Raw genomic sequence first — 24,889 nt, forward strand, 5'->3', positions numbered from 1 at the left:
GACGGGCCAAGTGGGGCCGGCCCTATGGCGGTGCCAATCCCCGGTGCCGGGTGCGGCGGGGCGTGATGGAGTGCGAACGCGGGCCGAGCGGTCTATTCCGCCTGGTGGCGCGGGTGCGTGGTGCAACGGGGGCAGGGTAGGGTATCATGGCGATTGATCCCGGTTTTCTGGAAGAACTGCGTGCCCGCACCCCCCTGACATCCGTCATCGGGCGCAGGGTCAAGCTTGCGCGTTCGGGCCGGAACTGGAAGGGGTGCTGCCCCTTCCATGGCGAAAAAACGCCCTCCTTTTATGTCTATGACGATCATTTCCACTGCTTCGGCTGCGGCGCGCATGGAGATGTCATTTCCTTTGTCATGCAGATGGAAGGCAAGGCCTTTCCCGAAGCGGTGGAGGAACTGGCCTCTGCTGCCGGCATGGAGGTGCCTGTCCAGACCCAGGCGGCGCGGCAGGTCATGGACCATGCCCGCACGTTGGAAGACGTGCTGGCGGCTGCGCAGAAAATCTGGTCCGCCGCCCTCTGGCGGCCCGAAGGCCGTGCCGGGCTGGACTACCTTCTGGGCCGTGGCCTGACGCGCCAGACCATTACCGCTTTCGGCCTGGGCTGGGCCAGCGAGGGACGCGGCGACCTGGTGAAGGCCCTGGCGCCTGAGGGCATCACGCCCGAGAAAATGGCCGAAGCGGGCCTGATGCGCGTCGATGAGGACGGAAAACCCAAGGGCGAACTGTTCTGGGGGCGCGTGACCTTTCCCATTCGCGACCGCAGGGGGCGGCTGGTCTCCTTTGGCGGGCGTATTCTGGGCGATGGCCAGCCCAAATACCTCAACGGGCCGGAAACGCCGCTGTTTTCGAAACGGCGCCTGCTGTTCGGGCTGGACCGCGCCCGTGCCGCCGTGCGCGCACCCCGCCCGAGGGGCGTGGAGGCACCGGCCCTGGTGGTGGTGGAAGGGTATATGGATGTCATTGCCCTGCATCAGGCGGGCTTTGCCGGGGCCGTGGCGCCACTGGGCACGGCCCTGACCGCCGAGCAGCTTGAAGTGCTGTGGCAGGTCAGCCCCCTGCCTATTCTGTGCTTCGATGGCGATGGGGCTGGCAGGCGCGCGGCCATCAAGGCGGCGGAAACCGCCTTGCCCTTGCTCAAGGCCGGTCATTCCCTGCGCCTGTGCCTGCTGCCCGAGGGTGAGGACCCGGACAGCATGGTGCGCGGGCGGGGGGAGCAGGCGGTGGCCGAACTGTTCGCCAATGCCCAGCCTTTGACCGATGTCCTGTTCGACCTGCTGACAAGTGGCATGTCCGCCCCCGGGCCGGAGGAACGCGCCGCCCTGCGCACCCGCCTGACCGAAACTGCGGCCCTGATCCCTGATCGCGCCTTGGCTGCCGAATACCGCTCGACCCTGCTCGATCGCTTTTTCAGCAAGTTCCGGGGGGGTAAAGGGGGCAAGGGGCAGTTTGGCGGCCGGTCCGGTGGTGCGGGGGCTGGCGGGTGGTCTTCGGGTATGTCTGCGGGCCAGGGCTTTGCGGGCACGGCGCCGGTCATGGTCGATCAGGCGCGGGAGCGGCAGCGGCTGATGTTGCGTTTGCTCCTGCACGTCCCCACCTTGATGCAGGAGGTGGAGGAAGCGCTCTGCCGCCTGGACCTGCCGGCCGATCTTGCGCCCTTGCGTGAGATGCTGCTCGATCTTTCGGCCGAAGGCAGGCTGCCGCAGACAGGGGGGGCGTTACGCGCGCGGCTCGAAACGATGGGGGGCGAGGACGCGCTGCGTCTTGTGCAACTGGTCGAGGGAACGCTGCCGCGCCCCGATGAGTTTACAGAGTCGGACGACCCTGCGCAGACTGTGGCGGCAAGAACACAGTGGTGGCATTTTTATGGCCTGCTGCACCGGGAGCAGTTCATACGCGAAGTGGCGCGCGATATTGCGGGCTTTGCCGAAAACGGCGGGGATTCCAGCCAGTGGCAAAGGTTGCAGGCACGCATGGATATTATGGACCAGTTGCGTCGCGGCGGGGTGGACGACGCGGATATCTAGGGTTTGGCGGAATGTTCCAAGGCGTGTTCCCCTTGACTTAAGGCGCAGGATATCCCACGTCCTGCCCGCCCTGGAAATTGAACAGTACATGATAAACTGGTCGTTCTGCATCCTGGCCGGATGCGGGCGGGGAGGAGCAGGTCTGGCATGGCGACAAAAACGGCATCTACGAACGCGACGCAGGAGCAGGATGGTGACACCAGCCTGCTGGATACGCAGTCTTCCTCAGTCAAGAAACTGATAGCGAAGGGGCGCGAGCGCGGTTGCATCACGTTCGACGAGCTGAATGCCGTTCTGCCCCAGGACAAGATGTCTTCCGAGCAGATCGAGGACATCATGGCCCTTCTGTCGGAAATGGGCATTCAGGTCGTCGAGAGCGAAGACACGGATGACACCGAAGCGTCCAAGCCCGCCGAGGGCGAGGAGGACGCCGAGGAAGAGGAAGCCGACACCGAGGCGGAGGCCGAAGGCCCGTCCGGCAATGTCAATGCCGAGAATGTCGGCCGGACCGATGACCCGGTGCGCATGTACCTGCGCGAAATGGGCACGGTGGAACTGCTCTCGCGCGAAGGCGAAATCGCCATTGCCAAGCGGATCGAAGCCGGTCGGGACGAAATGATCGGCGGGCTGTGCGAAAGCCCGCTGACCTTCCGCGCCATCATTTCGTGGCATGAAAAGATCCGCAACAGCGAGATGCTGCTGCGCGACATTGTCGATCTTGAAGCCATGCAGGGGGGCGGAAGCCCCATGGAAGAGGGTGCATCCGAAACCGAAGGCGAGGGCATTGCGGAGTCCGAGACCGAGGATTCCGAGGACCAGGAAGCCGAAGGCGATATGGAAGGGGAAGGCAGCGGCCTGTCCCTTTCGGCGCTGGAAGAAAAGCTGAAGCCCGAAATCCTTGCCCATTTCGATGAAATCGAACCGCTTTACGAAGAGCTGCGCAAATTGCAGGTCACCCGGATCGAGGCGCTGACATCCGGTTCGGAAGTCGATGGTTCGTTCGAGGAAGCCTATGCGGCGCTGCGGGACCGCCTGGTCGGCAAGGTTGAGCAGATTCACCTGCACAACAACCGGATCGAGGAACTGGTCGCCCATCTCAAGCAGATGTTCCAGCAGCTCAACATGCTTGAAGGCCGCATGCTGCGTCTGGCGGAAAGCTGTCGCGTCTCGCGCGATGACTTCCTGATGAAATATCGCGGTCGCGAACTGGACCCGGGCTGGATGGAAGTTGTCGCCACCCTGCCGGGCCGGTCATGGAAGAATTTTGTCGCCAAGCATGCGGACATGGTCCTGGAACTGCGTAACCAGGTTGCGCTGCTGGCCCAGGAAACCGGGCTGCCGATCGGTGAATTCCGCCGTGTCTATGCGACCGTCGCCCGTGGCGAGCGTGATTCCGCCCGCGCCAAGAAGGAAATGATCGAGGCCAACCTGCGCCTGGTGATTTCCATTGCCAAGAAATACACCAACCGTGGCCTGCAATTCCTCGACCTGATCCAGGAAGGCAATATCGGGCTGATGAAGGCGGTGGACAAGTTCGAGTACCGCCGGGGCTACAAGTTCTCGACCTATGCCACGTGGTGGATCCGCCAGGCCATTACCCGCTCCATCGCCGATCAGGCGCGCACCATCCGAATTCCCGTGCATATGATCGAGACCATCAACAAGCTGGTCCGTACCTCGCGCCAGATGCTGCATGAAATCGGTCGCGAACCCGCACCGGAGGAACTGGCCGAAAAGCTGGGCATGCCGCTTGAAAAAGTGCGCAAGGTTCTCAAGATCGCCAAGGAGCCGATCTCCCTCGAAACACCCATCGGGGATGAGGAAGACAGCCATCTGGGTGACTTCATCGAGGATAAGTCCGCGGTTATTCCGCTCGATGCCGCGATCCAGACCAACCTGCGTGAAGCGACGACCCGGGTTCTGGCCTCTCTTACCCCGCGTGAGGAACGTGTGCTGCGCATGCGCTTTGGCATTGGCATGAACACCGACCACACGCTTGAGGAAGTTGGCCAGCAGTTCAACGTCACGCGTGAGCGTATCCGCCAGATCGAAGCCAAGGCCCTGCGCAAGCTCAAGCATCCCAGCCGCAGCCGCAAGCTGCGGTCCTTCCTGGATGACAACTGAGTCCGCGCTGCACGAAGCCGTAACGCGCATGAAGGTGACAATCACCTTCATGCGCATGACCGCCCCGCCGCCAGCCCCCCGCCTGCTGCTGCCACCGGGCTGGATGCTTGAGCACGACGTGCGGCCCAGTGTTGCGCAATATCGCGCCCTGCATGAAGGGGTGGGCCGGTCGTGCTGCTGGTGGATGCGCCAGGCCCAGCCTGACCGCGTTCTGGCAGCACTTCTGGCCACCGCCCCCATTGGCATTGGCCTGCTGCGCGAAAACGGCGCACTGCGCGGCTTCTACGAACTGGATTATACCGACCCGCAGGCCATCAACCTGTCCTATTTCGGTCTTTTGTCTCAAGCCATAGGCCGTGGGGTGGGGCGCGCCTTCCTGGACAGCGTGTTGCGCTGGGCGTGGCGACGCCACCCGCGCACGGTGCGGGTGAACACCTGCACGGCCGATCATCCGCGCGCCTTGCCCCTTTACCGCGCGGCCGGGTTCACGCCCCTGCGTGAAGTGGACGAGATCTGGGATGTGCCGGACAGGCTGGGGCTGGATATTCCACGGCACCTGCGCGTCTGAACGCTTGCGTTGTACCCCGAAATGTGGTTGAGACTGCGCTTTCCCTGCCGGGTTCATGGCATTGGCCCGGCTATACCTGCGCATTCCGGCATGTCCCCCTGGGGCTGGCCGGGGTTACCGCAAGCCGGAAGGGTCCGGTCCGGGCGGGTTGATTGTATCCGAAGGGAGTGAACATGCCGTTGTACGAAACCGTGCTGATCGCGCGGAATGATATTTCCCAGCAGCAGGTCGATGCCATCATTGATGGCGTGGCCGCCCAGATCGAAGCCGATGGCGGCGCTGTCCGCAAGCGGGAATACTGGGGCCTGCGCAGCCTTGCCTATCGCATCAAGAAGAACCGCAAGGGCCATTACGTCCTGCTGGGTCTGGACGTGCGCTCGGAACTGCTCAAGGAAATCGAGCGCCAGCTCTCCTTGAACGAAGACGTGCTGCGCCTGCTGACGCTGCGGGTGGAAACCATTGATGAAGCGCCTTCTCCGGTTCTGTCCCGCAAGGGTGACGACCGTGGCGAACGCGGTGGCTTCCGTGGTCCCAAGCCGACCGGCGGTCGTTTTGAAAGCGGCCGTGGCGGTCGTCGTGATGAACGCCCGGCCGAAGTGGCCGACAACGGAGCGGAGTGAAGCAGATGTCCGAAACAACTGAAATCAATCCCGCCGCCCGTCGCCCCGCCGTGGGTGCGCGCCGCCCGTTCTATCGTCGTCGCAAGTCCTGCCCGTTCTCGGGCCCGAACGCGCCGAAGATCGACTACAAGGATGTGCGCCTTCTCAGCCGCTTCCTGTCCGAGCGTGGCAAGATCGTGCCCAGCCGCATCACGGCGGTGTCCGCAAAGAAGCAGCGTGAGCTGGCACAGGCTATCAAGCGTGCCCGTTTCCTGGCTCTGCTTCCCTACGTCGTAAGCTGAGGGGAACAACCATGGCTGCTACAGAAGTAATCCTGCTCCAGCGTGTTGAACACCTGGGCCAGATGGGTGAAGTGGTAAAGGTGCGTCCGGGTTATGCCCGTAACTACCTGCTGCCTCAGGGTAAGGCGATTCGCGCCAACGAAGCCAACCGTGCACGGTTCGACCGTGAACGCGTGCAGCTTGAAGCCGCGAACATCAAGCGCCGTGAAGAAGCCGAGCGTCTGTCCGAACGGATGGAAGGCCTGGCTGTGGTCCTGATCCGTCAGGCCGGTGACAGCGGCAGCCTTTACGGCTCCGTCAGCCCGCGCGACGTGGCCCAGGCCGTGACCGAAGCCGGCTTCACCATCGACCGCCAGCAGGTCTCCCTTGCTCATCCGATCAAGTCCCTTGGTCTGTATGACGTCAAGGTGGCACTGCATCCCGAAGTGGTGGTGCCGGTTGTCGTCAACGTCGCCCGTTCGGAAGAAGAAGCCGAACGCCAGGCCCGTGGCGAAGCCGCGACGCCGGAAGAAGAAGCGACCCTGGCCGGGGATGAAGCCTTCATTGAAGGCGAGATCGTGCCCGAGGACAGCGTTGAAGAACCGACGCAGGAAGCAACCGCGTAAGCGGGCTGTTTTTTGTAAGGACTTGGAAAAGAGGGCAGATTTTCATCTGCCCTCTTTTTTTTTGTCATGCGCTGGGCGAGAGTGTCCGGCAGGAAGGGGAGAGAGACGGATGAAACGCCTTCTTGATCGGATCTTGCAGCATTTCATTGGCGCGGGCGCTCTGGCCGTTCGCTGGCCCGATGGGACCATCAGCCACTACACAGGGCAAAAACCGGGCCCGACTGCTGGCGTGTGGCTGCAAAACCAGCGCGCGATCCAGGCATTGATCGTCAATCCCGGGCTGGGTTTTGGCGAAGCCTATATGGAGGGTGACCTCCAGCCGCATGACAGCACGCTTTACGACCTGCTGCATGTGCTCATGCTCAATGCCATGACGCCGGGCGGGCATGTGGCCGAACGCCTTGCAGCGGCCTTGCGCTACGTGCGACGGGGGTGGACGCAGTTCAACCCGACATCGCGCGCGCGCCGTAATGTCGCGCATCATTACGATCTGGGGAACAGTCTTTACGCCCTTTTCCTGGACAAGGACTGGCAATATTCCTGCGCCTATTTCCGCCACGGCGATGAAACGCTGGATGAGGCGCAGGAGGCCAAGAAACGCCATATCGCCTCCAAGCTGCTCCTGGACCGGCCGGGGCTTGAGGTCCTGGATATTGGCTGTGGCTGGGGTGGCATGGCCCTGACGCTGGCGCGCGATTACGGGGCGATCGTGACCGGTATCACCCTCTCCGAGGAGCAACTGGCCTTTGCCCGCGACCGTGCGCGCACGGAAGGCCTGGAAGATCGCGTGCGTTTCGAACTTCTGGACTACCGTACACTGCGCCGCCGCTTCGATCGGATTGTCTCTGTCGGCATGTTCGAGCATGTGGGGGTGGGGCATTACCCCATCTTTTTCGAAACCATCCATCGCAGCCTGCGGGATGATGGCGTGGCCCTGTTGCATTCCATCGGGCGCAGCGACGGGCCGGGCACCACCAATCCGTGGATCAACAAATACATCTTCCCCGGCGGCTATTCCCCGGCATTGAGCGAGGTGCTGGACGCAGTCGAACGCTCAGGTCTGTGGATGACGGATTGCGAAATCCTGCGCCTGCATTACGCTAAAACCATAGCCATCTGGAGCCAGCGCTTCGCCGCCCGTCGGGCGGAAGCCGTCGCGCTTTACGACGAACGCTTCGCCAGGATGTTCGAGTTCTACCTGGCCGCTTCGGAACTGGCCTTTCGCGTCCAGGGCCATATGAACTTCCAGCTACAGCTTTCACGCTCCATGACCGCAGTACCCCTGACACGGGATTATATGGCGAAGGCGGAAGGGCTGAATTGATGGATGTTCCGCAAGGTGGCGCAAACGCAGCAGCGTTCGGGCAGGCGACGCGACGGGCGCGAACGGCTTCACGCAAGACGGGCGCATGGCGCGCAGGTGGGTGGTCACTGACGTGACCCTGCATGCAGCACTCCGCAGGGGCGTGCCTTCCCCCCGCCGGATAGCCGGGGTCTGATTGTTCACGAATATCCATCGCGTAGGCCGCGGCAGGCAAGGGGCAGGATACAGTTGGGAATATTTTGCTCCCCGTCTCGCAATGCAGGGTCGCGCGCTCCAGGGAATGCAGCGCTGGCGCGAGGGAAGAATTCGTTTGACGGGGCCCCGAAATTTCGGTCACTTCCACCGGAAATTACACTGGCTCTCGATGTAATTGATAACGGCGCTGCGCTAAGGAAAGTTCATGTCTGAAAGCGAAAAACATCTCCAGGAACTCAACGAGAGAACGGTAACGATGTTGTCTTCCCTTGCCGAAAGGCAGGGGAACATGGAAACGCTGCTAAGATCCCTGTCGCAACTTGTCGTTGATCTTCATATGCAGGCCAAGCAGGCGCGAAGTGCCATACAGGCCCTGGCAGCGTCACGCTCACAACCCATTGGCAAGAAAATACGGTGTGTTTTTCTCGTCAATTCCATCGAGATCTGGGATGCTTTGTATGACGTCTACAAAGCCATGCTGGAGGACGACCATTTCGACCCGATTGTCGCAACAATCAACCGTCGATTGGGCGGGGATGCGCATTTCAGCGGAGAACAGCGCGCAAGCGATGGATTGACCAGTCTCGATATTCCCCATTTGCGCCTGGAGATGGAAGATTCCTTCGCGGGCCTCAATATTCTTCGGGGCCTGGCGCCTGATGTAATTTTCCGCCAGTCGCAATGGGATAACCTTTATCCTCCCGCCTTTTCATCGGACTGCCTGAGCTTTGCCAAGCTCTGTGTCGTTCCGTACGGTATTATAGTCCTTGAAAAATATACCAGTAATACGGGATCAGGAGAAAGCTCGAACGAACTGTCCTGTGATACCCCTTATCACAGGGCGGCGTGGCGGATTTTCTGTGAAAACCAGTATGCTCTAGAATATTTCAGGTCTTTTCACCATTCAGCCCCGGAAAAGCTTGTTCTTTCAGGATACCCGAAGCTTCAGCGCCTTCTGGATGAACCGCCGGCCTGGCCCGAATTCAAGGCAGACACAGCGGGCGATCGTCCGTTCCGTGTCATATGGGCACCCCATCATACGGCGGGCGATCCCTGGCTGAATTTCGGCGTCTTCCATAGAATTTGCAGGGATTTTCTGGAATGGGCGAGCAAGGAGCCGGGGATAGAATTCGTCCTGAAACCCCACCCGGAACTTTTCAAAAGTGTCGTCAATCGCAACATCCTTTCGCAGCAGACGGTGGATGCTTTTTTGCAGCTTTGGAACGGCCTTCCAAATTGCACCTGTGAAAACGGACGCTATGGCAGTCTTTTTGCCGCTTCCGATCTTATGATTACGGATGGCATCTCGTTTTTTGTGGAATACCCGATATTTGGCAAGCCGCTGGTCTTCTTTGACTCCGGCTTGCATGCGCCGCTGAATGAGATTGGCAAGATGGGCGTCGCCTGTGCGGACGTAGTGTCTGATTTCGACAAAATGAAGGAAGTCGTCCTCGGCTATAAAAATAAAACCATGGTCGATACGCATCAGGATGACCGGAAGCGGTTTATGAAGGCTCTGTTCCCCGGTGACAGGCTTCCGTCAGACATCATTCTTGATGACATAGCGGCGGGTCTGGGTGTCGATCGGGGCGCTTGAAGGCGGGGCGGGGATTGTTGCGCAAGTCAGGCCCAGATATGCTGGCGCGCATTATCTTGCCCCGCAAACTGCGTGGGTTGGAAAGGTGCGACTTTCCCTGTCAGAACGGGGCGATAGCGTTCGCCACGGAATATATGGATTGATTTTGTGACGAAGCATAAGACAAAAACCATTGGGGTTATTCTGGCGGCAGGCGATGGCACCCGCTTTGGCGCGAGCGTGCCCAAGCAGTTTACGAAGCTGGCAGGCCGCGCCGTCCTGGACTATACGATAGATGTTTTTGAAAAATCGTCCCTTATCGATGAGATAGTCGTTGTCACGAAAGACGACTATATTGGTGTTGTAGAAAACATAGCCCGTTCATCGGGGTGGAAAAAACTGAAAAGCATTGTCGTCGGCGGGAAAAACCGGACGGAATCCACGCTTGCCGCGCTGGAGGCACTGTCGGCCTGTCCGCCTGATACCAAGGTGCTCATTCATGACGCTGTTCGTCCTTTCGTGACAAACACAATACTGAATGATTGCATACAGGCTCTGGAACAATTCCCCGCCGTCGATACGGTCGTGCCATCTTCGGATACCATCGTGACTGTGCAGGACGACGATCTCGTTGCCGCAATTCCCGACCGCAGCAAGATACGCCGCGGGCAGACGCCGCAAGGGTTTCGTCTTGATATCATAAGACAAGCTTACACAAAGATTATCGAGAACAATTACAGCGACAAGACATTCACATGCGACTGCGGTGTTGTCATGGCAATGCTGCCTGGCATACAGGTTGCTACTGTGCCGGGATCTGCCAGTAACATTAAAATAACAGAGCCGATAGATTTGTTCCTGGCTGAAAAACTTATTCAGTCCAGAATGGTTGATCTTGAAGATACGACAGATTTTGCCAAATTGCAGGGAAAACGGCTTGTCATATTTGGCGGTCGAAGTGGAATAGGGAAGTCCATAAGGGATCTGGCTCTCCACTGCGGGGCGGAGGTATTCTCCGCCAGCCGTTCCGAAAATTCTGTCGATGTTTCTGACGCCCGCTCCGTTTCGCACTTTCTGGACAGGATTGCCGCGGACGGAAAACAGATCGATGCGGTTATTAATACATCCGGGGTCATGTTCCGTGAACCACTTGCCCAGGCGGCATCCGAACGTATTCGGGAAATGGTCGAGACCAATTACCTGGGTGCCATCAATGTCGCAACGGCGTCCAGGCAGCATCTTCTGAAATCAAAAGGGTGTCTCGTTAATTTTTCGTCCAGTTCCTATACGCGGGGGCGCGCGCTTTACGCCGTTTATTCATCGACCAAGGCCGCGATCGTCAATCTGTCGCAAGCCCTTGCGGAAGAATGGATAGCGGACGGCATAAGGGTCCACTGCATCAGCCCCGAGCGCACCAGCACCCCCATGCGGCGACAGAATTTTGGGCCAGAGGATAGTTCAACCCTTCTCGCTCCGGAATTCGTGGCGCAAAAAACGCTCCAGGCGGTTCTGCTGCCAAACACCGGGCTTGTCATCGATGTCAGGATCGCCCGGCCTGCTCCTGAAAAAACGACGGCCGGTACGCCATCGGCTGCTTTGGCTTCTTCGGGTCTTGAGGGCCTATGATCTGAATGAAGGGTGCTTTCGTAGATTTTTGGCAACCGGCCATTCAAAGCCCAGGCTGAGGTAATGACAAGTCATTGGAAGCCAAAGGTGGTATCACGGGCCGGGATGAAAATCGGTATCACGATTTTGACCCAGATTTGTAAAGGCAAAAGGGTAGATTACTGTAAGTGATGAAGTAGACCGTCTGGAATAATATTTTTTAGCTCCATCCCTGGGATGGTCTGCGGTGGAGGCAGTTCTTCCCGCCATGTTGGTGACCACACACTGCGGATGCAATAAAGACCTGGCTGACTGTAGCTATACGCGTGCAGCTTGCAGATATTGGATCTGTTCAGATTAAAAAAATGCTATAAACACGTTGTCTGGACAGGGTTATAATTAAATGATAGCTTGAGAGTATCTGTTATACGAAACTATGATTTTATCTATATTGATAGGGGGAAGCAATGAGGTCAGTTTTTATAAATAAGGAAGGCGCTGAGAATCAATCCACGATATTTAGACAGTCCAATGCGCATTTTCCGGATATTGAACGATTTCAGGCGATTATAGATGACGGAAACAGTCAAGCTGACTTGATAAATAAAGGCTTCCTCCGGAGCGATTTTTCTGGTGACTCTGCTGCTTTAAGTCAGGCATTGACCCATACACTTTTATGGTCTTCTGTGTTGTCAGAGCAAAAGCCGCTTATGATTATGGAAGATAATGCTCTTTTATGTCAGAATTTTGTTGAACAGCGTCAGAAAATTCTTGGTCAACTTAATGATGACTGGGATATTATACTTTTTGGGTATGATTTTGATGCGTCCTGCGTCATAAACGCGATACCGGGCGTATCACCCTGTGGCTTTTATTTTGATTTTAATCAAATGCGCAAGGCCGCCTATACTTGGCATAGTCGTTCCGTTGAAGCAAATGCTTACCCCCTGCTGCAGGCGAGTGGACTCTATTGCTACGCAGTATCTCCTCGCGGCGCGAGGCTTCTCCTGGAAGCTTGCATACCGCTTCGGTCTCTATCCAATCAGCCGTTTAGCCTTGATAAGCAGATGTCGGCAGTATATCCCAAAATAAAAGCATTTGCTGCTTTTCCGCCCCTGGCTATTTCCGGGAATGACAATAGTACGATGTCTTTCTTTAAAGAAAAGAACAATTCCAGACCTGCAGTGTCGATATAGGAGAGGCAGATGCGATTTATCTACCTTGATTGCAGCTTGAAAGAGTTGTCTGGACATCATTATAACTTTTGCAAGCGCATTATAGGAATGGCTGAAGAGGCCGGTCTTCCGGTAACGGTCCTTGCGAACAACTCTCTTCCCGCTGATCTTGCGGATGAGATGAAGGTCAATATTGTACCATATTTTCGTTTTAGCGCTTATTCAGTCTTGCGGGAGACCGTGCGGGATAGTTTGCGCGCAACGGAAACCGTTAGAAGAAGAATGCTTGAGGAATTAAGGGGAATTTCCGGAATAGGGCAGGATGACATAGTTTATGTTAATTCTGTTCTTCCATCGCAACTTCTTGCCGTGACGGAGTGGGTGTCCGAGATGGGCGAAAAAGCACCCACGATAGTTGCGGAAGTATTTTATAAAACATATATAGATTTCAATGAAAGTACTTATGAAGAAAATGGACGAGATTTTAGTGATCAGGTGTGGCTTTATGTCGGAGATATATTACCATCTCCCGAGAATATGAATTTTCGACTTATATCGTTCAATTCTCGTGTGAGTAATATTTATAGCCGAATTTTGCATCAACCTGTTTTTACCCTGACTGATCCTTTGCGGGTTTTAGCAGCGCCAAAAAATCGGGCAGGGAAAAAAAAGATTACTATCGGATTGGGTGGGCACCAGCGGCATGCCAAAGGCTATCATCATTTAGAAGGCATTATTCATAGTTTTCTCAGGGAAAGGGATTGGGATCATGTGTGTTTCCGGATCCATAATTCCCGACCTGATCAAGCGCAGGATATCCAGCGTAGTTTGCATCAGTTGGCAGCAGCAGATAATCGCATTGAAATACTCGAAGGATCCTGTTCGGGGGAAGAATGGAATGCCTTTATTGACTCGCTGGATATCGTTCTTTGTCCGTATGAGCCGGGTGCATATAAAGGATCATGGTCCGGCTTGGCATGCGAAGGTTTTTCGAGCGGTGCACCCGTGGTCGTGCCTAATAGTTCGGCCAGCGCGGAATTTCTTTTAAATTACAATGCAAGCTTTGAAGGGTTTGATGATTGGACAGTTCCTTCTATATTTGAGGCCCTCAAAAAGGTTGTCGATCATTATGATGAGTATGCATCCCGTAACTATGAGGCGGCGAGCGCTTTTTATGAGAACGAGAAGGGCGCGAATATTGTTAAAGAAATTATCGAAAAATTCAAGTAACCGAAGATAGCAGAGAGTCGATTGCCCAAGGTTGAAGAAGGCAGCAGTTGCTCATTTTTTAGGTGTGGAGATTTTTGTTTTTATAGCGGATGAGAGGGGCTGGGATGGCATCTTGGGTAATGGAGAGCAAGGTAAAGAGATGCCGATGCTTTTATCGCCTCTATCATAAAATGTTAAAATCGTTTAAAGTTTCCATATCTGTCGATGTGAGATTTTATATGCTCTTTTGTCAGAACGGTCATGATTGAAGATGCCGTAATGGGCAAAGAATGCAGGCGCTAAATCTGTCATTGAGGACTGGATATAGATTTGATTTCTGTAGTCTTGATATGTGGTCGATATAGACGTGTTTCCATTTTCGGATGCGATAAATGCGTGTGATGGTGACGGGAGCTCGCGGGATTCTTGGCAGGCATGTTTGCCGCCATCTTGGTAATCTTTCCCCGGCTTCCGAAATTATCATTAGCCGGGCAGATTTGACGAGCCTTGAAGATATACGGCAGGAAATTGCTGAAATAAAATCTGTCGATTGTGTCATTCATTTAGCGGCGTTGACGCCGGTTGAACGAGTGAATGCCGATCCCCAGCATGCTTATAGTGTCAATGTTGCGGGGACAATTAATCTTCTCAGTGCCCTTTCTGGTATTGATGCGTCTTTTCTGTTTTGTTCATCCAGTCATGTTTATTCCGGTTCTTCGATGCCCATCAATGAATATGCGGAAAAGGTCCCGGTTTCTTTATATGGTCGCACGAAATGGGCCGCTGAAAGTGCTGCCACTGATATCTGTCATGCGACTGGCCGCCCTTTCTGTGCCGCGCGTGTTTTTTCGATTCATGATCCGGACCAGGTGGGGTCTTTCTTGCGTCCCTCTATCGAGCGGCGACTGTCGTCGGAAGATTTGTCGAAGCCCTTTCTTCTTCAGGGGGGGGAGAGCGTACGAGATTTTCTGCCGGCTGAACGCGCGGCCGAATTGATAGTGCGTCTTGTGCTGGCTTCGGCAACCGGGCCGGTTAATATTGGATCGGGTTATGGTACAAGAATTCGAGATTTTGTCCAGAAACTTAGTCCTCAACCACTTGAAATACATTCTGTTGGGAATGCCAATACATTAGTGGCCGATATCTCAAGGCTGCGCGAAATTCTGGGAGCCTTGGATGTCTGAACTTGTTTCAATCGTTATTCCTACATTTAATCGCGCTGCCATGTTGCCGCGAGCCATTGAAAGCGCGCTGGCCCAGACCGTTTCGTGCGAGGTGATTGTTATTGATCACGGCTCTACTGACGAGACGCAGCATGTCGCTGCCGCCTATAAGGATAGAATTACTTATATTCGTAGAGAAAAGGATCTGGGGCCACATTTTTGCTGGCTGGAGGGGGTCTTGCATAGCAAAGGCGACCTCGTCCATCTGCAATACGATGATGACTGGATCGCTCCCCAATTCGTGGAGGCGTGTCTAGGAGTTATGAGAGAAGACGTAGGATTTGCCTTTACGGTCGCCCATGTCGTTGAGGCTGTCGGCGCGGCTCCCAAGTTGGAACTTTTTGGAAACTGGCTTCCAAAAACGGGCATTTATCCAGCGGTTGATTTGGAAAACAGGATTCTTAACGGGCTCATATCGCCGGCTGCCGCGCTCTTTCGTCGCCAGATCCTGATCGATGCCCTGTACCAGGGGCGTCTGCCTCTGGCAAACCATGACTATCACGGCGTGGGGCCTGACTGCTTTGTCACACTGCTTTCCATGCTGCGTTATCCCAATGTCGGGTTTGTTCACGAAGCGCTGGCATTTTTCTATTCCCACCCGGGAAGTATCACAATTGACGCGCAGGGTTCGCCGGAAAAGCAGGCGGCGCTGACAGCGGCCTATGCGGAAGTAAAAAGATATTATATCGAACTGAAGATCCTGCAGGCAATTCGGGCACAGAAGACCGCGTAATGACAACAGAACGTTCCATTTGTCTCGCTGAAGAGACAATTTCTCATGATGAGCTTGAGAGCCTCACAGAATGGATTTTGGCAGGCAACCGACTGACCAAGTCAGAGCAGACATTGGCTTTCGAAAAGGAGTTTGCCGAATGGCAGGGATGTCGGCATGCCGTATATGTCAATTCGGGTTCCTCCGCCAATCTTCTGATGATTGCAGCTTTGAAAGAATCTGGTCGCCTGCGCAATAACAAGGCCATTGCGGCAGGGGTGAGCTGGGTTACGACCGTTGCACCCCTTCTACAGCTCGGCTTTGACGTGCGGCTTTGTGATTGTGATCCACATTCACTGAGCCTTGACGTGGATCATCTGGAATCTCTGTGTCGAGTTTCGCCGCCGGCCGTGCTGATCCTGGTCCATGTTCTCGGGCATGCTGGCGACATGGATGCAATACGCGACATATGTAATCGATATGGGGTCATGCTTCTGGAAGATTCATGCGAAGCGTTGGGATCGACGTATGGGGACCGGAAGCTTGGCACATTGGGGGTGGCGGGCAGTTTTTCCTTTTATTACGGACATCATATTTCGACCATCGAAGGGGGCATGGTCGTTACAGATGATGACGATATGCATCAGCTTATGCTCTCTTTGAGATCACATGGCTGGAGCCGCGATCTTGCTCCTGCGACACGCGACGCATTAAAAAAAGAATATAATATCGATGATTTTCAGAATCTCTATACTTTTTACCATGCGGGATTCAATTTCAGGTCGACAGACCTGCAGGCCTATCTTGGTCGGTCGCAGCTTAAAAAATTGGACGTCATTGTAAAAAAGCGGAGCGAAAATTATAAATTATATAAAAACTTTTTAGGCGATTATTTTTTTCAAACGAGTAATACGCCTGTTTTGTCTTCGTTTGCCTATGGAACATTGATTGAAAATCGCCTGGAGACCTACAAGCATCTCGCGGCACACGGGATTGAGTGTCGCCCGCTGATTTGCGGCAATATTGCGCGTCATCCTTTTTGGCTCAAAGACCACCCGAAGCAGAGCCTGCCGCATGCGGATGTCATTCATGATTATGGGATTTATTTGCCCAATCATTACAATTTAAGCGAGGCAGATATCGCACGCGTAGCGGAGGTTTTTTCCTCTGTTGCCCAGCCGTATCAAGGATAAGAAATCATGACAGGTATCAAGCGCGCACTCATTACGGGAATAACAGGTCAGGACGGGTCGTATCTGGCCGAATTGCTTCTTGGGAAAGGGTATGAAGTACATGGTATTAAACGCCGCTCTTCAAGTTTCAATACCCAAAGAATAGACGGTTTGTATGAAGATCCCCACAAGTTTGAGCGCAAGCTCGTGCTTCATTATGGGGACATGACAGACGCCACCAATCTTATTCGTATCGTGCAGACAGTGCAGCCGCACGAGATCTATAATCTGGCAGCCCAGTCACATGTGCAGGTCAGTTTCGAGACACCGGAATATACGGCCAATTCCGACGCTTTGGGAACATTGCGACTACTTGAAGCGATCCGCACGGTTGGCCTGGAAAAGGAAACCCGCTTTTACCAGGCTTCAACATCCGAACTGTTCGGAAAAGTGGCTGAAACGCCGCAACGCGAGACGACCCCTTTTCATCCGCGCTCTCCCTATGGTGTCGCTAAGCTTTACGCGTACTGGATTGCCGTCAATTATAGAGAAGCATACGGTATGTATGCTGCAAACGGAATTTTATTTAATCATGAAAGCCCTGTACGAGGGGAAACGTTCGTAACCCGCAAGATTACCATGGCTGTGGCCGCTATCGTGCATAAGAAGCAGGATCGTTTATATCTTGGTAATCTCAATGCAAAGCGGGATTGGGGGCATGCGCGGGACTTTGTCGAAGGGATGTGGCGCATCCTTCAGCAGGATAGTCCTGACGATTATGTGCTGGCGACAGGCCGCACAACAAGTGTACGTGATTTTGTTACGCTTGCTTTCAAGGCGGCTAATATTGATATCGAATGGACAGGCGAGGGGCTTTCGGAGCGTGGTCTTGATCGGGTCTCTGGCCAATGCCTGGTCGAAGTGGACCCTCGCTACTTTCGTCCCGCTGAAGTCGATATTCTTCTGGGTGATGCTTCCAAGGCGGCTCGGGAACTGAATTGGAAAGCGACCACCTCTTTGGAAGATATGATTACGGAAATGGTTTTATCGGATATCGGGAAGTATTCCGGCAATGCACAATTTCACTAATCAGGCCATTCAGCGGGAAGCGCTCTTTCGTCTGGAAGGAAAGCGGATCTGGGTCGCCGGTCACAGGGGCATGGTGGGGGCGGCGCTCGTTCGACAATTAAACAAGACTAATTGTGATATTCTCACGGTCTCGCATAAGGATCTCGATCTTCGAGACCAGGCGGCAACGCGACTATGGATGAAAAACCATAAGCCAGAGGTTGTTATCGTTGCGGCAGCGCGTGTTGGTGGGATAGCGGCTAACAGCAATCGGCCGACAGCCTTTCTTTACGATAACCTTATGATAGAGGCGAATATTATCGAGTGTGCTGCACAGATCGACGTCCAGAAGCTTGTTTTCTTAGGATCGACCTGTGTTTATCCGCGGGATGCGAAGCAACCGATACGTGAGGAAGACCTGCTGTCGGGGCCGCTGGAAAAGACCAATGAATGGTATGCCATCGCAAAAATTGCCGGTATCAAACTTTGTCAGGCCTATCGGCAAGAGTTCGGGCGCGACTTTATTTCCCTCCAGCCGACCAATCTCTATGGGCCTGGAGATAATTATGACCTTGAGACAAGCCATGTTCTACCAGCGCTTTTGAGAAAGGCCCACGAAGCGAAGATAAATGATGCCTCGGTGCTGACGGTATGGGGAACAGGCAAGCCGTTGCGTGAGTTTCTTCACGTGGATGATCTGGCGGAAGCTGTATTGTTCGTCACGCAGCATTACTCTGACATGATGCCTGTCAATATCGGTTCCGGTGAGGAGATATCGATCGCCGACTTGGCAAAAACTGTTTGCGATGTCGTTGGTTTTAAGGGGAGTTTGGTTTTTAACCCAGATCGTCCGGATGGTACGCCTCGCAAGCTTGCGGATATTTCAAGGTTACGGTCTATAGGATGGAATAACGCCAGGTCCCTTCGAACCGGTCTTCAGCAGACTTATGAGGATTTTCAAAGGAACCATAGGGATAAGTGATTGGTCGAGTGTTCCTCTGATGGAATGACGGCCGGTGACGAGCCTTGCCGGAACTGATTATGCGCTTTGCAGTCGAAGCGCTTGACCGTTATGCCTTTGATTGTAAGGTTCATTCCTTCATTCGACCTGATCATCTGTCCGAGATGACGCGATCTGGTGCTGTTTCATAGTGAGATCAGCATGGGCCAGATCTAAGGGATGACAGCGGAACGGCATCTTTTTAGCCACCATCTTCTTGAGGTCTTTCAGCGCGCATCAATCGCCGAAGGATCGAAGTGTGAAATCTGATGTCAATGTTCTTCGGTTTCGTGATCCAGGGTTGGGTTATGATGTTATGCAAATGAGGTTTCCGAACCGGGAAAGAGAGATACCTGCTCTTGGGGAAGAGGGCATTGTTTCTTTTCGACGGCCTTGGCGCGAGATGAATTTCGTTATTCGTAGATAATTGAATCCCAGTGCGCAGCACAGAGAGGAAAAAATGGAATCGGGAAAAAGCAGCATAGCTAAAGTCGCTATAATCGTAAGAACAAAAAACAGGCCTCTGTTTTTAAAAAGAGCTATTGAATCGATAATAAGCCAGACGTTTCCTGACTGGCATGTCTATATTATCAACGATGGTGGTGAGCCTGCAAATCTGAAAGAAATTATTGGGTATTATGGGAAAAGTTTTCTAGATAAGGTGAGTTTGATAGATGTTCCCGTTTCATCCGGCCGTGGCGGCGCCCTGTCTTTTGGAATAGGGCTGGCACGTGAGGACTATATTGCCATCCATGACGACGATGACACATGGGAGCCCGCATTCCTGGAAAAAACTGTTTCGTACCTTGATCATGACACGGCCGAAGTTTTTTCCGGAGTGACGACAAGTAATCATGACATATATGAATATGTAGACAACAATCGAATTGTTATTAAAGAAAAAAGTTCGGCTGCAGGTAAAAAGAGTGGTACTATAGTTGATTTTGCGGTATATCTTTCCGGTGTTGGGGTAATATTACCAATTACGTTCCTTTTCAGGCGCGGATTGATTGAGACGACCGGGAACGTAAACACCACCATGAATCATTACGAGGATTATGACCTCTTCGTAAGGCTTATGATGTGTGGCGAAATTGGTATCATAGAAGACTTTTTGTGTTCGTATCATCATAGAGAGCCCACAGGCATGGCGTCTGATACAAGTCGACATGAAAAGAATTTCGATTATCACCTGGCATATAGAAATAATGTTATCCGCGAGGCTATAAATAACAAAAGCGGCCTTAAGGTCATGCAGGCGTCGTTTATTCATGGAAAAACAATCAATGATTTCCATACCAACCATTTGGTGGCCCAAATCAATGGGCTGGCCCAGGGGGTGATAGCGATGTCCAATGCGTTAGCGCGAATTGTGGCTAAACTCGATAAAGATCGTCTTTGACCAGAATTGCTCACGCTTCTGATTGATGGTGGGTTGAAGCGGGTTTGAAGTCGCGATGCAGAGATCGAAAAGCCAACGTATTCAGGTGCGATAAAGACCCGCCACAGCGTGCCGATCGATTTTGAAGCAGCCTGTCAGTTGGATGTTCAGCGTGATTTCGTGTCTTCAGGCAGGCCGGCGATTGAATGTTGCAAGACCAGTGGGATGCAAGCGATGCATCAACATTGTCCCGCTTGTCTGGAGGATGCGTTTCGGCCTTTTGCTTCTTGCCTGTTGCCCGGTCTAACCGGCTATCAGGAGCCGCAGCGAAATGTGGCGGAAATCCGCGTCAAGTCGATGGCAGTCTTTTGGTAAGGCGGCCTGATTACGGCGACGGAATCGGCGTGGTTTCCCAAGGCCTCAGATCTGCGGTTCGCCCAGATGTGCGCGGGCCAGCCGGTCGAATTCCGTCACACTGAGCGTTTCGGCCCGGCGGGTGCCGTCGATCTCCGCTTTTGCCAGCAGCTTGTCGCCTTGCAGGCCTTTCAGGGCGCCGCGCAGCATCTTGCGGCGTTGGCCGAAGGCGGCGGCTGTGACCTGCTCCATGGCCCGGAACAGGGCAGGGCCGGGTTGTTCGGCATGGGGAGTGATGCTGGCCACCGCCGACCAGACAGCCGGTGGCGGGGAAAATGCGCCGGGGGGCAGTTTCATGACAATGTGGCAGTCCGCGCACCACTGGCTGATAACCGCAAGGCGCCCGTAATGCGTCGTATCGGGCCGCGCACAGATACGTTCGGCCACTTCCAGCTGGAACATCAGCGTCAGCCGTTGCCAGGCCGCGGCCTGACGCAGCCATCCGATCAGCAGGGGGGTTGCCACGTTATAGGGCAGGTTGGCGACGATCTGGCGGGGGGCGGGGCAGAGTGTCGTCAGATCGGTTTTAAGGGCGTCTGCTTCCGTCACGCGCAGTTGCTGGGGGTAGGAACGGACCAGTTCCTCGATAACCGCCACTGCGCGGCTGTCCAGTTCCACCGCGTGCACGCTTGCTGCGCCGGCTGCCAGCAGCGCGCGGGTCAGCCCGCCCGGGCCGGGGCCAACCTCGACCACATGCTGGCCTTCAAGCTTGCCAGCCAAAGCCGCGATATGTTCGGTAATGCCGGGGTCCAGAAGAAAGTGCTGCCCCAGGGCCTTGCGCGCATCAAGCCCGTGGCGGCGGATAACCTCGGCCAGGCTCTCCAGTTCGGGCGGCAGCGGCCTAGACTCCCTTGAGCTTGATACGCAGATCGATCATCGCGCGGCGGTGCAGGTCGCTGTCGAGCTGGCGGGCCGTCTGTTCGACGCGTTCGTTCATGAGCTGATCCGCGATTTCGCTGGGTGAACGGTTGGCGAAATTCTTTTCCTTTTTCGTGCACACCATCAGCAGGACAATGCCGTCGCGCGAGATCATGGGGCGGGATGCCTTGCCGATCGGCAGGTTGGTCAGCACGGACTGCATCTGCTCGTTCAGGCGTTCCAGGGCAAGCTCACCCGGGTCGCTGGGGCGTTTTTCACCCGCCTGCTTGTTGAGTGCCGTCATTTCGTCGCAGCTATGAACGGTCTGCTCGATCTGGACGGCCCTGTTCAGCGTGGCCTGTTGCTGCTGCGTGACGTGTTCGGGGTCCAGCATGCTGTCAAAGGGCAGGAAAAGCTGGCGGATGGTGATGACATGCCCCATCTCCGTGCCGATCACGCGTTTCGCGTTCGATGTCACGATCAGGAAGCCGCCGGGCACCGTAATGGGGTTGGACACGGCACCCACGCCGGTGGGCATCTGCCGGACGATGCTGACGACCGCAGGGTCAAGCTCGTCCTCCTGCACCCAGCCCATGGACCCGCCGTCCAGTGCCGTCTGGCTTTGGGAAAACTGCGCGGCCACGATCGCGAAGGGGGCGCCCTTGCGCAGTTCCTGAATGATGGTGTTGGTAAAAGCCAGTTCTTCTTCCGCGTGGCGCGGGTCATCCACTTTTACGAAAATTTCGCTGATTTCGTATTCCGTGCGCCCGGCTTCACGCTTCAGGGCCGCCTGGCGCTGCGCGATGTCCTGCGGGGAAATGCGCGAACGGGCCCCCAGTTCCTGGCGCAGGACCTGGATCCAGCCGATCTGCACGCGCAACTGGTCGATCAGCGTGGTCAGGGACACACCATCCTGGGCCAGGTGCGAGCGCAGCGTGCCCTCTGGCATGCCATTGCGGCGTTCGATGTTGACGATGGCTTCGGCCAACTGGTCCGGCGGCACGTTGATATGGCGGCTCAGGATTTCCTGCGTGCGCAGGCGTTCGTCGATCATCTGGCGGATAATCTGGGGGCGCAGCCGTTCCATCAGGTCGGGTGTCAAAGGCAGGCCGGTTGACAGGGCGAACAGGCGGCCCCGGTTGTCCACGTCGCGCTTGGTCAGCGGAATGCCGTTCACCACCGCCAGGATCATGTCATCGGGTTCGGGCTGTGTCTGGGCAGTGGCCTGGCTGTGGGCAGCAGGGGTGCTGGCACGGGCCAGTGCCGCACGGGGTGTGCTCAGGGTAGCCGGAACAGCCAGTGCGGTCAGGGTGCAGCAGGCCAGAGTAAGGGAGCGCAGACGCATACGGAACGGTCTTTCAGCTTTCTGCCAGATCAGGAACGATTACCCCTGATAACGGAGACAGCGCCTTTTTTGAAGCGGTTCTTATTTGAGCCCGAACGAGCCCAGCGTTTTCAGGCTGACTGTCACCAGATAGGTGGAGTTGCGCTGTTCACCGCCAATGGAGGTATACTGCTTGAAATACATGAAATCGATGCCAAAACAGTCGTTGTTGAAGCCCGCATCGCCGCCCAGGGTCACGAATTCCTTGCGGGAGAGGCTGCGGCGGGTAAAGCCCGACAGATGCCAGCCCGAATAGTCGGCCGAAAAACCGCCGCTCAGTTCGTTCACGCGCTCGAAATACAGCGACGGCGGAGAATACGAACGGTAATTGGTGGCGTAGTAGTAATAGGGCGTGACAGGTTCCCACACATAGCCGCCCCGGACATGGAAGTGCGGAAGACCGGCACTGAACAGCGCATCCCCGAAATCGAACTGATGGGTATAGGGGTTCAGGCGCATGCGGGCCGTGAAGTCGAAATACTGGTTGGGGGCGACACGCCCGCCCGCCACGATATCGGAGGCATGGTGGTCCAGCCCGGAATAGGGCAGGCGGTCATGCTCGATATGTTCCTGGAAGCTCTCGCCCGCCAGCAGGTCGATTTCATGGCCGTCCCACGTCCAGTTGCCATGGATGCCCACATTGGCGCGCAGCCCGCCGTCAAGCCTGTCGGTGCCCTGGTAGCGGTTGAGAGAGAACAGCGTGGAATCCGTGAACTCGTAGGCCAGGCTGTCTTCGTTGGGGATAAGGTCGTCCATGCCCGAGCCGGTATTGGGGGCGTAGATCCCCTGCACGATCGGTTCGACAAGCTGGGTGCCGCGGCCGTTTTCAAAGGTGCGCACGAAAGGCCAGTTGGTCTTGAGCGCGATGGTCGGCAGCACCTGGCCGCTGACGAGCGTGCCGGTGTTCGTGTAATAATTGGGCTGCTGATAAAGCTTCTTGGCCCGGTAGACCATGGAATCAAGCCGCAGGGTCAAAAGGAACTGCTCACCCGCCTTGCTGAGAAAGGCCCGATCCCAGTTCACGGCAAGCTGGCCGCGCATGTCGGACGTACCGTTGGCGCGGTAGACATTGAAATCCGTGGTGTCGAAGCTGATGCGCCCGCCCCAGGCATCCGGCTGGCCGACAAAGCTGTACGTATAGCGCGGCAGGGCGAAGGGCAGGTCCGAGTTGTGGATCACGCCCTGGTTCAGCCCCTGGTAGAACTGGGTATCCAGCCGGGAATAGGCGCCCGTGCCAAAGCCTTCGATATAGGCGTTGGAATTGAGCGTATCGCTCCCGTAGCCCTGCACACGATAGTCGCGCATGTAGTTCGCGGATGTTGCGAGCCTGACATTCGCCCCCGCCCGCCAGTGCTCGTCAATGGAGAACTGCCCGTTCGCGAACAGGTAGCCCTGCATGCCATGGCTGTTGCCGCCGCTGACATTCTCGCCAAATCCGTTGGTGTAGTTGGAACTGTGGTTCGTATCGTCCGCCACGCCGAGCTGGACGTTGAGCGAGCCGAAGTTCAGGCGGTTGCGGTACACACCACTGATCTGCGGGCCGGTCCGGGTCGAGAACAGGCCCTGTGCCGTCAGGTCAGACTGGTCGTCGATCACCCAGTAATAGGGAATGGTGACATACGACCCCAGGTAACGGTCATGGGGCGTGATACCGGGCATGAGAAAGCCACTATGCCGCTTGGCCGACGGGTCGGTCATGGAAAAGAACGGCAGGTACAGGATGGGAATGCCCAGAATGTCCATATACGCGTCGCGGAAGTCGATTTTCTTGTGTTCGAGATCCTGCGTCGCATCGAAGGCCCTGAACTGCCAGAACGGTGCGCGTGTCTTGTCTTTTTCGCAGATTTCGCAGGCGGTATAGACCGTACGGCTCAGGTCGTTCACCTTGCCGCCGGTACGCCGCAGGCCGTTTGCTGCCAGCTTGGCGTTTTCGGCCAGGGTGGCGTTGACGTGCAGCATGATGCCGTCCTTCATGCCGCCTGTCAGTTCGGCATAATGGGCATACAGGACGGACCCGTCGGACTGGACGGATGCCACATTGCCGCGCGCGGCCACAACACCGGTATCGCGGTCATAGACGATCTTGTCCGCCCGCATGACGTGATCGCCCTGCCAGACCTGCACGTTGCCGGTCCAGGTTATGGTGTGCTCGACATCGTTATAATCGACCCGGTCGGCCTGGAAGGTCGCGGGTTCGTCGGGGGCGGTATGGCCGCTGCCCGTGCTGATATGCATGGGAGTGGGCGCAAACTGCGCCTGCGCCTGTGGTGCTGCCATGAAGCACGCGGCAACGCCGCCGAGTGCCGTGGCTGCACTCAGTGCCGTGCGGCGGCGCGGCAGGGAGCCGCGTAAAGGCCGAAGCACCACA

21 protein-coding genes are annotated in these 24,889 nt (G+C 55.7%); 18 read left to right on the forward strand and 3 right to left on the reverse strand.

Annotated features, from left to right (window positions below):
- Nucleotides 1–146 precede the first annotated feature (146 nt).
- The 18 genes from dnaG (at nt 147) to J2D77_RS02260 (ending at nt 20,240) form a co-directional block, all read left to right on the forward strand.
- The gene (gene dnaG / locus J2D77_RS02175; protein WP_207844632.1) at nt 147–2,027 is read left to right on the forward strand and encodes a DNA primase; all 1,881 of its coding nucleotides are present in this window, start codon (nt 147–149) and stop codon (nt 2,025–2,027) included.
- A gap of 147 nt (nt 2,028–2,174) precedes the next feature.
- Nucleotides 2,175–4,151, forward strand: coding sequence for an RNA polymerase sigma factor RpoD (gene rpoD / locus J2D77_RS02180; RefSeq protein WP_207844633.1), 1,977 nt, complete (start codon nt 2,175–2,177; stop codon nt 4,149–4,151).
- Nucleotides 4,141–4,719, forward strand: coding sequence for a GNAT family N-acetyltransferase (locus J2D77_RS02185; RefSeq protein WP_207844634.1), 579 nt, complete (start codon nt 4,141–4,143; stop codon nt 4,717–4,719). The genes rpoD and J2D77_RS02185 overlap by 11 nt, the downstream gene beginning before the upstream one ends.
- A 173-nt stretch (nt 4,720–4,892) precedes the next feature.
- A complete protein-coding gene (gene rpsF, locus J2D77_RS02190; RefSeq protein WP_207844635.1) occupies nt 4,893–5,339 on the forward strand; it encodes a 30S ribosomal protein S6 in 447 nt (148 codons plus the stop codon).
- 5 nt (nt 5,340–5,344) lie between these two features.
- Complete coding sequence (gene rpsR / locus J2D77_RS02195) at nt 5,345–5,620, forward strand: 30S ribosomal protein S18 (RefSeq protein WP_025827191.1); 276 nt, start codon at nt 5,345–5,347, stop codon at nt 5,618–5,620.
- Nucleotides 5,621–5,631: 11 nt separating this feature from the next.
- A complete protein-coding gene (rplI, locus tag J2D77_RS02200; RefSeq protein ID WP_207844636.1) occupies nt 5,632–6,225 on the forward strand; it encodes a 50S ribosomal protein L9 in 594 nt (197 codons plus the stop codon).
- 109 nt (nt 6,226–6,334) lie between these two features.
- A complete protein-coding gene (locus J2D77_RS02205; protein WP_207844637.1) occupies nt 6,335–7,549 on the forward strand; it encodes an SAM-dependent methyltransferase in 1,215 nt (404 codons plus the stop codon).
- 400 nt (nt 7,550–7,949) lie between these two features.
- On the forward strand, nt 7,950–9,341 hold the full coding sequence (locus tag J2D77_RS02210) for a hypothetical protein (protein ID WP_207844638.1): 1,392 nt from the start codon (nt 7,950–7,952) through the stop codon (nt 9,339–9,341).
- Nucleotides 9,342–9,488: 147 nt separating this feature from the next.
- A complete protein-coding gene (gene ispD / locus J2D77_RS02215) occupies nt 9,489–10,946 on the forward strand; it encodes a 2-C-methyl-D-erythritol 4-phosphate cytidylyltransferase (protein WP_207844639.1) in 1,458 nt (485 codons plus the stop codon).
- Nucleotides 10,947–11,392: 446 nt separating this feature from the next.
- A complete protein-coding gene (locus J2D77_RS02220) occupies nt 11,393–12,121 on the forward strand; it encodes a glycosyltransferase family 25 protein (RefSeq protein WP_207844640.1) in 729 nt (242 codons plus the stop codon).
- A 9-nt stretch (nt 12,122–12,130) separates the two neighbouring features.
- Nucleotides 12,131–13,330 (forward strand): glycosyltransferase, encoded by a 1,200-nt coding sequence (locus J2D77_RS02225; RefSeq protein WP_207844641.1) that lies wholly within the window; start codon nt 12,131–12,133, stop codon nt 13,328–13,330.
- A 371-nt stretch (nt 13,331–13,701) separates the two neighbouring features.
- Nucleotides 13,702–14,493: an NAD-dependent epimerase/dehydratase family protein gene (locus J2D77_RS02230; protein ID WP_207844642.1), complete on the forward strand. Its 792-nt coding sequence runs from the start codon at nt 13,702–13,704 to the stop codon at nt 14,491–14,493.
- Nucleotides 14,486–15,265: a glycosyltransferase family 2 protein gene (locus J2D77_RS02235; RefSeq protein ID WP_207844643.1), complete on the forward strand. Its 780-nt coding sequence runs from the start codon at nt 14,486–14,488 to the stop codon at nt 15,263–15,265. The genes J2D77_RS02230 and J2D77_RS02235 overlap by 8 nt, the downstream gene beginning before the upstream one ends.
- The gene (locus J2D77_RS02240) at nt 15,265–16,437 is read left to right on the forward strand and encodes a DegT/DnrJ/EryC1/StrS family aminotransferase (protein WP_207844644.1); all 1,173 of its coding nucleotides are present in this window, start codon (nt 15,265–15,267) and stop codon (nt 16,435–16,437) included. The genes J2D77_RS02235 and J2D77_RS02240 overlap by 1 nt, the downstream gene beginning before the upstream one ends.
- Nucleotides 16,438–16,443: 6 nt before the next feature.
- Nucleotides 16,444–17,505 (forward strand): GDP-mannose 4,6-dehydratase, encoded by a 1,062-nt coding sequence (gmd, locus tag J2D77_RS02245; protein WP_207844645.1) that lies wholly within the window; start codon nt 16,444–16,446, stop codon nt 17,503–17,505.
- Nucleotides 17,489–18,466 carry a GDP-L-fucose synthase family protein gene (locus tag J2D77_RS02250; protein ID WP_230975407.1) on the forward strand — a complete coding sequence of 326 codons (978 nt, stop codon included), beginning with the start codon at nt 17,489–17,491 and terminating at the stop codon, nt 18,464–18,466. Before gmd ends, J2D77_RS02250 begins: the two co-directional genes overlap by 17 nt.
- Nucleotides 18,467–18,944: 478 nt before the next feature.
- Nucleotides 18,945–19,886, forward strand: a complete 942-nt coding sequence (locus J2D77_RS02255; RefSeq protein WP_207844646.1) for a glycosyltransferase family 2 protein — start codon at nt 18,945–18,947, stop codon at nt 19,884–19,886.
- A 108-nt stretch (nt 19,887–19,994) separates the two neighbouring features.
- Nucleotides 19,995–20,240 (forward strand): hypothetical protein, encoded by a 246-nt coding sequence (locus J2D77_RS02260; RefSeq protein WP_207844647.1) that lies wholly within the window; start codon nt 19,995–19,997, stop codon nt 20,238–20,240.
- Nucleotides 20,241–20,285: 45 nt separating this feature from the next.
- Here J2D77_RS02260 and rsmA read toward each other — a convergent pair whose 3' ends face one another.
- From rsmA to J2D77_RS02275, 3 genes are all read right to left on the reverse strand, one after another.
- Nucleotides 20,286–21,116, reverse strand: a complete 831-nt coding sequence (gene rsmA, locus J2D77_RS02265) for a 16S rRNA (adenine(1518)-N(6)/adenine(1519)-N(6))-dimethyltransferase RsmA (RefSeq protein WP_230975472.1) — start codon at nt 21,114–21,116, stop codon at nt 20,286–20,288.
- Nucleotides 21,117–21,120: 4 nt separating this feature from the next.
- The gene (locus J2D77_RS02270; RefSeq protein WP_207844648.1) at nt 21,121–22,482 is read right to left on the reverse strand and encodes a peptidylprolyl isomerase; all 1,362 of its coding nucleotides are present in this window, start codon (nt 22,480–22,482) and stop codon (nt 21,121–21,123) included.
- Between the two features lie 81 nt (nt 22,483–22,563).
- Nucleotides 22,564–24,888, reverse strand: coding sequence for an LPS-assembly protein LptD (locus J2D77_RS02275; RefSeq protein ID WP_207844996.1), 2,325 nt, complete (start codon nt 24,886–24,888; stop codon nt 22,564–22,566).
- Nucleotide 24,889: the final 1 nt, after the last annotated feature.

The organism is Acetobacter garciniae (genome assembly GCF_017377735.1).
Taxonomy (GTDB): domain Bacteria; phylum Pseudomonadota; class Alphaproteobacteria; order Acetobacterales; family Acetobacteraceae; genus Acetobacter; species Acetobacter garciniae.

Excerpts from the sequence above, each read along its gene's own strand:
- J2D77_RS02255 (WP_207844646.1), top strand. The coding sequence starts at position 18,945 with ATGGAATCGGGAAAAAGCAGCATAGCTAAAGTCGCTATAATCGTAAGA.
- gmd (WP_207844645.1), top strand. The coding sequence starts at position 16,444 with ATGACAGGTATCAAGCGCGCACTCATTACGGGAATAACAGGTCAGGAC.
- J2D77_RS02225 (WP_207844641.1), top strand. The coding sequence starts at position 12,131 with ATGCGATTTATCTACCTTGATTGCAGCTTGAAAGAGTTGTCTGGACAT.
- J2D77_RS02270 (WP_207844648.1), bottom strand. The coding sequence starts at position 22,482 with ATGCGTCTGCGCTCCCTTACTCTGGCCTGCTGCACCCTGACCGCACTG.
- J2D77_RS02235 (WP_207844643.1), top strand. The coding sequence starts at position 14,486 with ATGTCTGAACTTGTTTCAATCGTTATTCCTACATTTAATCGCGCTGCC.
- rpoD (WP_207844633.1), top strand. The coding sequence starts at position 2,175 with ATGGCGACAAAAACGGCATCTACGAACGCGACGCAGGAGCAGGATGGT.
- J2D77_RS02210 (WP_207844638.1), top strand. The coding sequence starts at position 7,950 with ATGTCTGAAAGCGAAAAACATCTCCAGGAACTCAACGAGAGAACGGTA.
- rplI (WP_207844636.1), top strand. The coding sequence starts at position 5,632 with ATGGCTGCTACAGAAGTAATCCTGCTCCAGCGTGTTGAACACCTGGGC.
- dnaG (WP_207844632.1), top strand. The coding sequence starts at position 147 with ATGGCGATTGATCCCGGTTTTCTGGAAGAACTGCGTGCCCGCACCCCC.
- rpsR (WP_025827191.1), top strand. The coding sequence starts at position 5,345 with ATGTCCGAAACAACTGAAATCAATCCCGCCGCCCGTCGCCCCGCCGTG.
- J2D77_RS02185 (WP_207844634.1), top strand. The coding sequence starts at position 4,141 with ATGACAACTGAGTCCGCGCTGCACGAAGCCGTAACGCGCATGAAGGTG.
- J2D77_RS02250 (WP_230975407.1), top strand. The coding sequence starts at position 17,489 with ATGCACAATTTCACTAATCAGGCCATTCAGCGGGAAGCGCTCTTTCGT.
- J2D77_RS02230 (WP_207844642.1), top strand. The coding sequence starts at position 13,702 with ATGCGTGTGATGGTGACGGGAGCTCGCGGGATTCTTGGCAGGCATGTT.
- J2D77_RS02240 (WP_207844644.1), top strand. The coding sequence starts at position 15,265 with ATGACAACAGAACGTTCCATTTGTCTCGCTGAAGAGACAATTTCTCAT.
- J2D77_RS02205 (WP_207844637.1), top strand. The coding sequence starts at position 6,335 with ATGAAACGCCTTCTTGATCGGATCTTGCAGCATTTCATTGGCGCGGGC.
- rpsF (WP_207844635.1), top strand. The coding sequence starts at position 4,893 with ATGCCGTTGTACGAAACCGTGCTGATCGCGCGGAATGATATTTCCCAG.
- J2D77_RS02220 (WP_207844640.1), top strand. The coding sequence starts at position 11,393 with ATGAGGTCAGTTTTTATAAATAAGGAAGGCGCTGAGAATCAATCCACG.